The organism is Rhodopseudomonas sp. G2_2311, from assembly GCF_047501505.1.
In the GTDB taxonomy this organism is placed as follows: domain Bacteria; phylum Pseudomonadota; class Alphaproteobacteria; order Rhizobiales; family Xanthobacteraceae; genus Rhodopseudomonas; species Rhodopseudomonas palustris_H.
The window spans coordinates 79,266-91,326 of sequence record NZ_JAZDRK010000018.1; the positions used below are offsets into that span (position 1 = coordinate 79,266).

Annotated in this window: 14 protein-coding genes; 7 read left to right on the forward strand and 7 right to left on the reverse strand. The window is 66.1% G+C overall.

The genetic code is table 11. The features are described from left to right. Positions 1–174: 174 nt before the first annotated feature. Together VRZ08_RS19995 and VRZ08_RS20000 are read left to right on the forward strand one after the other, a co-directional pair. Positions 175–1,755, forward strand: coding sequence for a DUF1800 domain-containing protein (locus VRZ08_RS19995; protein WP_414533649.1), 1,581 nt, complete (start codon positions 175–177; stop codon positions 1,753–1,755). Further along, on the forward strand, positions 1,742–2,947 hold the full coding sequence (locus VRZ08_RS20000) for a DUF1501 domain-containing protein (protein ID WP_414533650.1): 1,206 nt from the start codon (positions 1,742–1,744) through the stop codon (positions 2,945–2,947). The genes VRZ08_RS19995 and VRZ08_RS20000 overlap by 14 nt, the downstream gene beginning before the upstream one ends. 14 nt (positions 2,948–2,961) lie before the next feature. Here VRZ08_RS20000 and VRZ08_RS20005 read toward each other — a convergent pair whose 3' ends face one another. Continuing rightward, a complete protein-coding gene (locus VRZ08_RS20005; protein ID WP_414533651.1) occupies positions 2,962–3,591 on the reverse strand; it encodes an SOUL family heme-binding protein in 630 nt (209 codons plus the stop codon). 157 nt (positions 3,592–3,748) lie between these two features. On the opposite strand from VRZ08_RS20005, the gene VRZ08_RS20010 reads away from it, so the two are divergent. Further along, positions 3,749–4,015, forward strand: coding sequence for a DUF2277 domain-containing protein (locus VRZ08_RS20010; RefSeq protein WP_107356387.1), 267 nt, complete (start codon positions 3,749–3,751; stop codon positions 4,013–4,015). 42 nt (positions 4,016–4,057) lie between these two features. Here the strand turns inward: VRZ08_RS20010 and VRZ08_RS20015 are convergent, their stop codons facing one another. Then, positions 4,058–4,696 (reverse strand): collagen-like protein, encoded by a 639-nt coding sequence (locus VRZ08_RS20015; protein WP_414533652.1) that lies wholly within the window; start codon positions 4,694–4,696, stop codon positions 4,058–4,060. A gap of 119 nt (positions 4,697–4,815) precedes the next feature. Continuing rightward, positions 4,816–5,910, reverse strand: a complete 1,095-nt coding sequence (locus VRZ08_RS20020; RefSeq protein WP_414533653.1) for a hypothetical protein — start codon at positions 5,908–5,910, stop codon at positions 4,816–4,818. A gap of 375 nt (positions 5,911–6,285) precedes the next feature. Here VRZ08_RS20020 and VRZ08_RS20025 point away from each other — a divergent pair, with 375 nt between their 5' ends. Continuing rightward, positions 6,286–6,885 carry a hypothetical protein gene (locus VRZ08_RS20025; RefSeq protein WP_264074160.1) on the forward strand — a complete coding sequence of 200 codons (600 nt, stop codon included), beginning with the start codon at positions 6,286–6,288 and terminating at the stop codon, positions 6,883–6,885. 141 nt (positions 6,886–7,026) lie between these two features. Here the strand turns inward: VRZ08_RS20025 and VRZ08_RS20030 are convergent, their stop codons facing one another. Continuing rightward, positions 7,027–7,977: a YiiG family protein gene (locus VRZ08_RS20030; RefSeq protein ID WP_414533654.1), complete on the reverse strand. Its 951-nt coding sequence runs from the start codon at positions 7,975–7,977 to the stop codon at positions 7,027–7,029. Positions 7,978–8,170: 193 nt separating this feature from the next. Here VRZ08_RS20030 and VRZ08_RS20035 point away from each other — a divergent pair, with 193 nt between their 5' ends. Beyond that, positions 8,171–8,599: a hypothetical protein gene (locus tag VRZ08_RS20035; RefSeq protein ID WP_264052936.1), complete on the forward strand. Its 429-nt coding sequence runs from the start codon at positions 8,171–8,173 to the stop codon at positions 8,597–8,599. Here the strand turns inward: VRZ08_RS20035 and VRZ08_RS20040 are convergent. Then, entirely contained in the window at positions 8,592–9,146 is a 555-nt protein-coding gene (locus VRZ08_RS20040; protein ID WP_414533655.1) for a hypothetical protein, read from the reverse strand. The two genes, VRZ08_RS20035 and VRZ08_RS20040, sit on opposite strands and share 8 nt — an antisense overlap. 285 nt (positions 9,147–9,431) lie before the next feature. Here VRZ08_RS20040 and VRZ08_RS20045 point away from each other — a divergent pair, with 285 nt between their 5' ends. Then, the gene (locus VRZ08_RS20045; RefSeq protein WP_414533656.1) at positions 9,432–10,724 is read left to right on the forward strand and encodes a flavin-dependent oxidoreductase; all 1,293 of its coding nucleotides are present in this window, start codon (positions 9,432–9,434) and stop codon (positions 10,722–10,724) included. Positions 10,725–10,742: 18 nt separating this feature from the next. Here VRZ08_RS20045 and VRZ08_RS20050 read toward each other — a convergent pair whose 3' ends face one another. Together VRZ08_RS20050 and VRZ08_RS20055 are read right to left on the reverse strand one after the other, a co-directional pair. Beyond that, positions 10,743–10,931 (reverse strand): hypothetical protein, encoded by a 189-nt coding sequence (locus VRZ08_RS20050; protein ID WP_414533657.1) that lies wholly within the window; start codon positions 10,929–10,931, stop codon positions 10,743–10,745. A 184-nt stretch (positions 10,932–11,115) separates the two neighbouring features. After that, positions 11,116–11,400 (reverse strand): hypothetical protein, encoded by a 285-nt coding sequence (locus tag VRZ08_RS20055; protein WP_414533658.1) that lies wholly within the window; start codon positions 11,398–11,400, stop codon positions 11,116–11,118. Between the two features lie 162 nt (positions 11,401–11,562). Here VRZ08_RS20055 and VRZ08_RS20060 point away from each other — a divergent pair, with 162 nt between their 5' ends. Beyond that, on the forward strand, positions 11,563–12,045 hold the full coding sequence (locus VRZ08_RS20060) for a hypothetical protein (protein ID WP_414533659.1): 483 nt from the start codon (positions 11,563–11,565) through the stop codon (positions 12,043–12,045). Positions 12,046–12,061 lie beyond the last annotated feature (16 nt).

A 12,061-nucleotide genomic window follows, 5' to 3' on the forward strand; every position in this document is an offset into this window, starting at 1 on the left:
CGCAAGTCGTGTGCTGAGATGCCTTACGTAGTTGTCCGGATGTCGCCTGCGGGTGCTCGGTCACCGTGCCCCTGGCCGCCGACGAAGCCACGCTGTCGCCACCATGTATTCAGCGGCGGTTCAGCAGCCCGGCGCGCATCATCCCGGCACCACACGATGAAGCGGGATGCGGCGATGCGAACCAATACGGCCGGACGGTGGCGCGCACGAGGATCGGCAATCCTGGGGATCGGCATCGCCGCAATCATCACCGGCGGCGTAGCAGAGGCCGCTGAGATCTCGGCACACGATCTGGCGCTGATCGATCGGCTGACCTGGGGAATCAACGGCTCCAGCGTCGCGCAATTCCAGAAGCTCGGCGCCGCGCGTTGGGTGGATCAACAACTGCACCCTGCGGCGGACAGTGCGCTGCCGCAGCCGGTCGCCGCGCAGATCGAGGCGATGCCTGATGCGGCCGGCCTGACACCGGCGGCGATCAATGCGTTTCAGGCGCAGGGCAAGGAGGCCGATCAACTCACCGATCCAGAGGCGCGCAAGACCGCCAAGCAGGCGTACCAGCAGGCGCTGAACGACCGCGCCAAGCAGGCGGCGAGCCGGTCGATCCTGCGCGCGCTGTACGCCCCCGATCAGCTCCGCGAGCGGATGACCTGGTTCTGGCTGAATCATTTCAACGTTCACCAGAGCAAGGCCGAGCTTCGCCTGCTGGTCGGCGACTATGAGGACCGGGCGATCCGCGCCCATGCGCTCGGCAAGTTCGGCGATCTGTTACGCGCCACGCTGCGGCATCCGGCGATGCTGCGCTATCTCGACAACGCGGGTAACGCCAACGGCCATCTCAACGAGAACTACGCCCGCGAGATCATGGAGCTGCACACCATGGGCGTCGGGAGCGGCTACACCCAGGCTGATGTCGAAGCGCTTGCCAAGATCCTGACCGGCGTCGGCATCGACCTGAAGCCCGAGGACCCGAAGTTGAAGCCCACGCTCGCTCCGCAGCTCGTCCGCGACGGCGCGTTCGAGTTCAATCCGGCGCGGCACGATTACTCCGACAAGACCTTCCTCGGTCACACCATCCGCGGCAGCGGCTTTGCCGAAGTCGACGAGGCGCTCGACCTGATCGTGCACAATCCGGCGACCGCGCAGCATGTGTCACGCAAGCTCGCAACCTACTTCGTGTCGGACGAGCCGCCGCAATCGCTGATCGACAAGATGGCGAAAGCCTTCACCGCCTCCGACGGCGATATCGCCCAGGTGCTGGCCGCGATGATCGCTGCGCCTGAATTCGATGCGTCGCTGAAGACCGCGGAGCGCTTCAAGGATCCGGTCGGCTACGTGTATTCGGCGGTGCGGCTTGCTTATGACGACAAGGTCGTGCTCAACACCGTGCCGATTCAGCGCTGGCTCGGCCGGCTCGGCGAAGGGCTGTATCAGCGCCAGACCCCGGACGGTTATCCGCTGACCGCGAGCGCCTGGAATGGCCCAGGCCAGATGATGCTGCGGTTCGAGATCGCACGGCAGATCGGTTCCGGCTCGGCGGGATTGTTCAAGCCGGAGCAGGCCGACGCCAAGGATCGCCCGGCGTTTCCGCTGCTGCAGAACGCGCTGTATTTCGGCGGGCTCAGCCGGACGCTGAGTTCGACCACGCGCGGTGCGCTCGATCAGGCGATCTCGCCGCAGGATTGGAACACGCTGTTTCTGTCCTCACCCGAATTCATGGTTCGTCAACGCGCGGAGGCACCGCATGAACCGTCGTGATCTGCTGAAAGCCGTCGCGGCCTTCGCTCCGGCCGCATTGACGACCACGATCGCCGGCCGCGTCTGGGCTGCGCCGGCCACCGATGCCAAGCTGCTGGTCGTGTTCCTGCGCGGCGCTTACGATGCCGCCAACGTGCTGGTCCCGGTGTCGAGCAGCTTCTACTACGAGTCCCGGCCGAACCTCGCGATCGCTAAGCCGGACGTCGGCAATCCGAACTCCGCGGTCACGCTCGATGTTGATTGGGGCCTGCATCCGGCGCTGCGCGACAGCCTGGCGCCGCTATGGACGAGCCGCGAGATCGCGTTCGTGCCGTTCGCAGGCACCAGCGACGATACCACCCGCAGTCACTTCGAGACCCAGGATACGATTGAACTCGGGCAATCGACCAAAGGCTCGCGTGACTATCGCTCCGGCTTCATGAGCCGGCTTGCGGCCGAGCTGACGCGGGTGAAGCCGATCGCCTTCACCGAGCAGCTGCCGCTGATCTTTCGCGGCCAGGCGGAGATCCCGAATATCGCACTCGGCAATGTCGGTAAGCCCGGCGTCGATGACCGCCAGGCCGAACTGATCAAGCAGATGTACGCCAAGACCAAGCTCGCGTCCGCGGTGACCGAAGGTTTTCGGGTGCGCGACGAGGTGGTGAAGTCGATCGCCGACGAGATGACAGAAGCGAATCGTGGCGCGGTGTCGCCGCGCGGCTTCGAGCTGTCGGCGCGCCGGATCGGCCGGCTGATGCGCGAGCAGTTCAACCTGGGGTTCGTCGATGTCGGCGGCTGGGACACCCACGTCAATCAAGGTGCGGCGACCGGTTATCTCGCCGATCGGCTCGGCGAGCTCGGCCGGGCGCTCGCCGGCTTCCGCGAGGAGATCGGGCCGGCGGCATGGCGCGACAGCGTGGTGGTGGTGATTTCCGAATTCGGCCGCACCCTCCGCGAGAACGGCGATCGCGGCACCGATCATGGCCATGGCAGCGTGTACTGGGTGCTCGGCGGCGGGCTCAACGGTGGCCGGATCGCCGGCGAGCAGATCAAGGTGGCGCAGCCGTCGCTGTTCGAGAACCGCGACTATCCAGTGCTGACCGATTATCGCGCGCTGTTCGCCGGTCTGGTGCAGCGCATGTACGGGCTGGATGCCGCGGCGCTGCAACGGATCTTTACCGGCGTGCGTCCGGCCGATCTCGGGTTGGTGTGATCAGCTTCGTGTGATCAGCGCTTGGCGACTTCCACCGCGGCTTCATTGCGGCGGACGAAGGGAAGCGTGAACGGCGCATCGTAGAACAAGCCGTAGGGCGCGCCGACCGGCTGCCATGGCGTCTTGGCGAGCGCGGCGACCAGTTGCTGTTCGCGCTCGCGCAAGTCGCGCCCGGTGCCTGAGAAGCGCAGCGTCGCGATGGTCTGCTCCGCCACGGTGACGATCTGCACCCGCGCGTCGTCGGGCTTCGGCGCGGTCTCGGCCGTAAACGCAGCCGGCAGGAAGAACCGCATCCGCGTCATGCGGTCCTGCGTCGCGGTTTCGACCGGCGCGGTCATGGCGATCTTCTCCGGCCGTGCGACGTCGACGGGCACGGTCATGGCCACGCGTTCAGAGGCGCCCGAGCCGCCGCGATTGGCGCCGGCGATGTAGTTGAACAGCAGCGTGAAGGCCTGGCCGTCGGCATTGCCGCGGCGCTCGAGATCGACCTCGGCGGCGACCCTCGGCGCATAGCGCCGGATCTCGATCGCCTCGCTCGGCCGGTCGAGCACGGTGTAGGCCGGCTCCTCGTACAGCCGCAGGCCGACGATGCCGAGGACGGATTCGGCGACCAGAACCGTGTAGTACCAGATCGCCGAGGCCATGCTGCCGTCTCCGTGCCGCGCGATCGTTTGCGCTCCCTGACGTCAGCTAATCATCGCACGGACATCGGCAAGGTTTTATGTCGTGCGGTTCCGTGTTGTGTCGCGGGTGGATGCGATTACCATCGGCGGTCTGTCGAAAGCCGAAAGGTGCCGCTGCATGTGCCGGAACATCAAGACGCTGTTCAACTTCGAACCGCCGGCGACCGACGACGAAGTTCGCGCCGCCGCGCTGCAGTTCGTCCGCAAGCTGTCGGGTTTCAATGCGCCGTCGCAGGCCAACGCCGCCGCGTTCGATCGCGCGGTGAGTGAGATCACCGACGTAGCCCGCACGCTGCTGCTGTCGCTGCAGACCCAGGCCGCGCCGCGCGACCGCGAGGTCGAGGCGGCGAAGGCGAGGGAACGATCGCGCGCGCGGTTCGGCTGACCGCAGCGCTCATTGACCGAGACTGATCACGCTGTGCCGCGATCAGTCCTTGTGCTTGCGTTTCTTCTTTTTCTTGCCGCCCTCGGCATGCGCCTCGTCGTCGAGCGCGATCTCGGCCTCGGCATTCGCGGCTTCGATCGCGGCGGCGACTTCACGCTCGGCGGCTTCGCGCGCCGCCTGCTCGAGAGCTTCGGCGGCAAGACGTTCTTCGAGCTCGCGGGCTTCGCGGGCGCGCTGCGCTTTGTAGTCTTCGTAGGCGTCGAAGATCAGGTGCAGCCAGGGCATCACCTGCTCGATCGAGGGGAGCGCACCGGCGGGGCCGGGCTCGCCGCGTGGGCCCTGTTCGCCACGCGGACCTTGCGGCCCTTGCTCTCCGCGAGGACCTTGTTCGCCGCGCAGGCCTTGTTCACCGCGGGGACCTTGCGGGCCGGGCTTGCCTTGCGGGCCGATCGGACCGGGTTTGCCATCGGGGCCCGGCTTGCCGGCGACGCCGGGTTTGCCTTGCGGACCGGCCTTGCCCTGTGGGCCGGGTTTGCCGACCGGCCCTTGCTTGCCGCGGGGGCCCTCGGGGCCCGGGCGGCCCGGATGTCCTTGTGGTCCTGGTCGGCCCGGTTCACCGGGACGTCCGCGCGGGCCCTGTGGCCCCGGACGTCCGCGGCGGGTGGATTCAGCTTCAGCCACGCAACGCCCCCAAACGATTCCTGACGGCGTGACTTTACCAGAGCTTGCGTGACGGCTTCAATTCCGCGGCGGTGCACCGGTGCTTCGCACGAACGTGTGTCGCACGCAGCGCCACAGCGCTACTCGGCGGCGTCGCTCCGCGCCACGCTGTCGCTCGGCTCAGCCTTCGAGGCGGATGCCGCCGGAGCCGGCGATGCTGATTGCGATGGAGCTGATTGCGCCGAAGCGGGGGCAACGTGCGAGGCGGGGCCGGCCGCGGACGAGAACACCAGACCGTCGTCCTTGCGGCAGATGCCGTAGGTGCCGGCGCTGTTCGAGGTCAGCGTGATCACCGGCTCGTTGCACTTCTCGCACACCAGCGTGCCGGCGCCGTTGACATGGCCGGGCAGGCGATCCTGCTTGCTGAGCAGCGTGCACTGCTGGCCGAGCGGATCGATCGAGACCTTGGCGCCGCAGGAGAAGCAATAGCGCGTCTCCGAATGCTGCTTGCCCTGATCGATGTTCGCAGGAATCTTGCTGGTGCATACCGGGCAATTGACCGACACCGCGCGGGTGAACTGCGAGGCGCCCGGCATCCGCAGGAAGATGTTGCCGCTGGTCGAGCGGTGGGCGTGGAAGCGCTGGCCGCAATGCGGGCAGGTCGGCTTGGCGCTGTCGCCGGGCAGGCTGCCGACCTGGAATTCGACCTGCTTCTTGCAGGCTGGGCAGTTCTCAGTCTCGGTGACCAGCTTGCGCTCCGGTGTGCGGCCGTCGGTGATCCGCGCCTCGATCTGCAGCGTGTCGCGTGCGGTCAGCATCTCGATCACGTCGAACGGCAATTGCCGGCCGGTGATCTCGCCGAGCTCGTGGGTGACGCCGATCAGATTGTCGATGCACTGCTCGATCTGCGCCAAGTACACGGCCGCGGGGATCGACTCGTCGCGGCCGCCTTTCACCGATTTGTGGATCTGGCTGATCGAGGTCTCGAGCTGGCGCGCCAGCACGTTGAGGTTGGCGGCCATCCGGGCTTCGGCGGCGCGCTGGCGCAGCGTCCACACCACGGCAAGCGTCGCGAGGCTGGCGCCGCAGATCGCCGACACCTGACCCCAGAACCAGATCCAGCCCGATTGGGTGCCGAGCGCGAAACCGAGCACGATCATGAACAGACCGGTGCAGGCGGCAATCGTCTCGACCGGATGGGCCGAAAACACTTTCATGAAAGCTTTGCGCAGCACCGCTTAATCCTCGGAAACCTATTGCCTCAACCTATCGTCAATTCCGCCGCGCCGGAAGCCGGACCCCGTAAAATGGCAGGGTTTTACCCATCGAACCGGCCTCGACGATGGTCGCGTTTTCACGCCCACCGAGGCTGCGTCTGAGTTGCATCAAGGCGCGATGCAATCGCGCGGCGGGGCCCGCACCGGCAACGGCCCGATCACCCGTCGAGTTCGGCAACGCTGCCCGGCTGGTCGTTCCGGCCGCGCGGACCGATGAGCGCCCGCGCGGGCCGCCATCCTCCGATCGACTAGTATTCTCGCGTGGGTTGCGTAGCAACACTTCTCAACTATGGTCCGTTCCCGTGCATTTGCAACCGCACATGGAGAATGACCATGCGTAAAGCTCTGGTATTCGGCGTTCTCGCAATTCTGCTGGCGGCGGCGTCGCCGGCCCGTGCGCAGCTATCCCTCCCGTATCCGGCTCTTACGATTTTCTTCAGGACGGCCGATCTCGAGCCGCTGTCGCAGAGTCACTTCGTCCTCAACCTTGCGGCGCAGAGTTCGGCGAAGATACCGCAGGACAATGTCAACCTGTTCGATGATTTCTATCTGATCAACGGCCAGTGGAGCGGATCACCCAACAGTCTGATCGTTCACTTCAACGGAGTTCTGCAGAACCTCGGCCAGCGGCAGACGCCGCCTTGGATCGGCGTTGCGCAATTCTCCAACCACGCGATCACCTACGACATCCAGGCTGGATTCCAGCAGGTCAAGGCGAAGTATGGCATGCCGAACGCACGCGCGGCCGGTGTCGTGGTGTATCGCACGCTGAACACCGGACTGCTGGTTTACGACTACCGGATTCCGGTCAAGGGCGGCCGCTGCCAGGAGTATCTGTTCACGCCGGATAGCGGCGGCTTCCAGATCGGCATGCAGGTGAACTGCTACATATCGCTGGCGGCGGTTGGCCGCGGCCGCGCCGGACATCGCTGAGCGTGCCGATGATGGATGCGGCGCGGCCGCATCCATCTCATAAACGCCGATCGCATGCGGCGCGGGGCTTCACCGATTCAGTTCGGTCCGCGCCGTATCGTCGAGGAAACCCGATCGACCGACCGAGCCGTGGTCGGCCTCTCAGAAGCCTGCGCCGCGATTGTAGGAGTCGACCAGCTGATTGTAGTCGCGCAGCAGGCGCGGCGGCGAGCCTTCCACCATCCATCCCGAGCCGGCGTTGCTCAGCATCATCTTCTCGCCGCTCGAATACGGCGTCTTGTCGCGCTGGCGGCGCATCATTTGCTTGGCGGTGACGAGAAACGACTTGGCGTTCGATATGAACATCGAGCCGATCTTGGCGTTTCGCTCGCCCTCGGTGAAAGCCTCGTTCGCCGCGACGGTCTTGCCATAAGTGTCGATGGCCGCTGTCAGCGCCGCCAGATTGGGCTTGTCGGCCTCGGCCGCGCGGATCACGCGCTTGGCGTCGATCATGGTGGCTTCGATCTGGTAGCGCGCCTTGCGGCCTTCGCTGCGTTCGATCGCCGCCAGCTTCTCGGCGGACTGACGGTCCTTGATGACCTCGACGCCGCCGCGCAATTTGCGGTCGGCCTCCGCGAACGCATCCCAGGCGGCGACCAGACGGGGATGCAGGGCTTTGCCCTTCGCCATCTTGTCGTCCTTGTAGTTCTCCTGCGTGTAGTAGTCGTCGGTTTCCTTCAGCAGCGGCTCGAGCTTGCCGACGGCGTCCGCATAGGCAGCGGCCGCGGCTTCGAGCTCGGGTTCGTGCGGCTCGATCGCGTTGGCCTTCTCGACGGCGGCGCGGCAGTCCTTGGTGTCGTAGATCGTGTAGGTGCCGTAGACGATCCGTTCCTTGCCGGTCGGCCCGGTCTTGGCGGCCCAGGAGAAGTAGCGCGCGCGGGAATCGAATGCGCGCGCCGACAGCCGATTGAGGCAGCCGATATAGGCGTTGAGCTTTTCGGTGAGCGCGTCCGACGAGTTCGGAGTTTCGGCCGCGAGTGCGGGTGCCACGACGACAAGACACATCAAACTGCCGACGAGCAGTCTGACAGCGGATCGGCGGGTGGCAACCATTCGATTCTCCTTTTTGTTGGATCGGTGCAGCATCGCGGTTCGTTGTCGCTGCGAGCGATGCGCCGGTTCAGCACAAGCTGCAGGTCCGGTGTCGCCGCCGTGGTGGTTTCACCGTCATGGCGCCCGAATCGCGATGGTAGTGCTAGACGGGAATGGTGATGCCCGTAAGGGGCGAGCGATAAAGGAGAGCGGGATGCGTGGATTGCTGGGGACCGTGATTGCCGTGCTGATCGGCGTCTTTGCACTGGGCGCGCCCGCCCAGGCGGACGAGGGACGTATCACGCTGACGATCTATAAAGGCGGCTGGGTGATCGGCGGTTCCGGCGGTTCGGGCACGTTGAATTTCCACGGCAAGCGCTATCCGCTGTCGATCGGCGGCTTGTCGTACGGTCTGGTGTTCGGCGGCTCGAAGGCGCAGCTCGCCGGGCGCGTCAGCAACATTCGCTCGCCGCGCGACGTCGCCGGCGTGTACGGCGCGGTCGGGGCCGGGGCGGCGGTGGGCGTCGGCGCCCGCGCCATCGTGCTGCGCAACGAGAAGGGCGCGGTGCTCGAACTGAGCGGCTCGCAGGTCGGACTGATCGCCGATCTCGATCTGTCGGGCCTGGCAATCGGGTTCAAATAGTCCGGCCACGGGGCGCTCCGGAACGACTGCGCCGCGACGGAAGCTTGCGGCGCTCGGTCCGCGGGCCGCAAGGCCCGCAGGGCGCCGGCGTGCCGAACAGCTCGGAGAGCCGCGCATCCTGCAGCGCGATCGCGTCGTACAACGCGAACACCTCCGCGGCGCGCGGCGTGCCGATGATGTCGTCGCGCCGCAATGCGCGCGCCGCCAGTCGGTCGAGACCGTCGGCTAGGCTGGCATCCTGAACCATCACCCACGGTCCGGTCGCGGCGATGAAGTGATGCAGCCGCACGACGAAGCGGTCGGACGCGCTGGTGCCGTCGCCCCAGCGCCCGCAGATCAGATCGATCTCTGCGCCGTGTTCGGCGATATGGCCGACCGTCCACCACACTTGATAGGCCGCGACCGCGGCGCCCTCCGTCGAGATGGTGCCCGAGACACGGCGGCTGATCCGGCCGCAGCACTCGCAGCGGCCTGTGACCTGATCGGCTTCCGGGCTGACCCGTAGCGCGTCCGGGTTGGTGGTGACGCCTTCCTCCGGACTAATCACGACCGGGCATCCTGTCGGCGGCGGGCAGGGCGGCGATCTGCTGCGCCGAAGCCGCGCTGAACGACCGAGAACGACACCGCATCGACGCCTCCGCTACAACCAGGGTAGCCGCTCCGCAATTCCTGATTGTAGAATGTTCCTGATATGTTCGATTTCGTCAAGCGGCATCATCGCGGCGAAAACCGAATACCGGCGGCGCCGCGCCTGTCGGCCGCCCTTGCTTGCCTCGCCGGGCGTTGCTGGCTACAGCAAGTCGCAATCACAAGCGGGTAGGACGTCCTTCTCATGAGCGACAGAGTCATCATCGCCGGCGGCGGCATTGGCGGGCTTGCGGCGGCGTTGACGCTGCATCAGATCGGCGTGCCTTGCGTCGTCTATGAGGCGGCGCGCGAGATGCGCCCCCTCGGCGTCGGCATCAATCTGCAGCCGAACGCGGTGCGCGAACTGCTCGACCTCGGCATCACCGAAGCCGACCTCGATGGCGTCGGCCTGCCGGCGAAGGAATGGGCGCTGGTCGGGCTCAACGGCAACGACATCTATGCGGAGCCGCGCGGCAAGGCCGCCGGCTATCGCTGGCCGCAATATGCGGTGCATCGCGGTCGCTTCCACATGCTGCTGCACGCGCGCGTGGTCGAGCGGCTCGGCGCCGACGCGGTGCAGCTCGGCCGCCGCGTCACTTCCTATCGCAAGACCGCAGACGCCGTCGTGGCGACGCTGGAGCATGCCGATGGCGGCAGCTCGGAGGTGAGCGGTGCGCTGCTGATCGGCGCCGACGGCATTCACTCCGCGGTGCGGGCGCAGATGCATCCGAACCAGCCGCCGATCCATTGGGGCGGCGCGGTGATGTGGCGCGGCACCACCTGGGGCAAGCCGACCCGCAGCGGCGCCTCATTCATCGGGCTCGGGACGCATCGCCACCGCGTGGTGATCTATCCGATTTCGCATCCGGATCCCGCGACCGGGCTGTCGATGCTGAACTGGATCGCCGAGGTCACGCTCGACAATGCCGACGGCTGGAAGCAGCAGGGCTGGTTCCGGCAGGTGCCGACCTCGGAGTTCGCGCATCATTTCGACGGCTGGGTGTGGGATTGGCTCGACGTGCCGGCGATGATCTGCGAGGCGGATTCCGCTTACGAGAATCCGATGATCGACCGCGATCCGGTGAGCACCTGGCGCGACGGCCCGGTGCTGCTGATCGGCGACGCGGCGCACGCGATGTATCCGACCGGCTCGAACGGCGGCACCCAGGCGATCGTCGACGCGCGCGAACTCGGCGCCGCGATGGTCGCGCATGGTGCCACTGAAGCCGCGCTGGCGGCGTTCGACGCCAAGCTGTGCGGCCCGATCTCGCAGCTGATCCTGCGCAATCGCGGCGCCGGCCCGTTCGGCCTGCTCAACCTGGTCGACGAGCGCTGCGGCGGCACCTTCGACAACATCGACGACGTGATCCCGCCGGCCGAGCGCGCCGCCTTCATGGCCGGCTACAAGGCCGCCGCCGGCTTCGCGATCGACCACCTCAACGCCGCGCCGCCGACGATTCAGCCCGGCGCGCGGGTGAAGGAGCCGGCGGCGGCGTAAGCTGCGGCGCGAACGGACTCAGCTTTCGCGGGCGCGATCGTCCGGTGTGTGATCATCATTCGCCGCTGCTGGTGATGAGGTCATTGCGGCCGGCTTCGCCATCTTGCGGCGGACGCGGCTGTTGATCCGAAACAGCGTGTGCACTTTGCCATCGGCGGTGGCGCAGCCGCCGCGCATGTTCGGAAGTATCAACGTCGCTTCGCTCATCGCATCTCTCCATCCGCTGTGATGCGATACTAATTGCGACGACAATTGTCTGGTTCGCGTCAGCGTTTTGGTATGGTTAACCGATCGTTAACGCCCGCCGTCCCGAACCGCAGCGGCGCGCATCGCCGCGGTTACATCCGGTGCGAGGACGTGCCGTGCCGACGCAGGACGAGTTGTCTCAGTTCTAGCTGCCCCAATTGATGATGCAGCCGTGGGTGTCCGGCGAACAGCGGCTGATCGAGTCGACGTGGAAGTACTCCGGTCCCTGCGTGCCGGTCACCGTCACCTTGGTGGCGAGATAGGGGCGCAGCTTCGGCTCGTCGTTGAACGGGCGGGCATCGATCGCGATGCGCTGCTCGCTGTCGTCGAACTGTTGCAGATAGTAGATCGGGGTTTCGCTCTTCGAGCCGATCGCGGCGAGCTTGGCGAACAGAAAACCATGCAAGGTCTGTACGTCGGATGCGGGCATGACCAACGTTCCTCCAGGTTGTTAGTTCGCGCCGAGCTTAGGCGTCCGCTCGCGCGCAGCATTGATCGGGCGCAATCCGAAGCTGAGTGCGCGCCGAGATCGCGCCTGCGGTGGGTGTCGGGCATAATCAGTTGTGCACTGTTTGATACACATGCTGGTACGATGGCACGTCGTCACGATCTCGCGGCGCCGCAGCGTCCGAGCTATGCGCCTGTCGTCGTCGCGACGAGGGGCGGGGGCGCGCCGCTTGGCGCAAAGTTGGTAATTGGTCGCGACGGCTTGCGATCCATCGCGCATCGCCGTCACGGCGCGCCCACCAGCGGCGATCTTTTGGCATCGGGACCGTTTTGCGAACGGAGTTTCAGTCTCGACACCGTCGATCCCTATTACGGGCTCGCCGGAACGATCAGAACCGATGCAACGCTACGTAATGTGCAAGGGGATATTATCGCGATCTATGATGTCAAAACCGGTGCCCAGACGATATCGCGGGCCCGAGCGGACGAACTCCGGGCAAAGACGCGTGCTGCGCCGGATACGCCCGTCTTCGAACTGAATGTCGTCCGAGGAATTTCGCGAAAGCAGATTGTTCTGAGCATTTTGAGGTCGCGTTCCCGGGCGCGCCCGATGACCCGAGGGATCTGACATGTCGATCGAGATT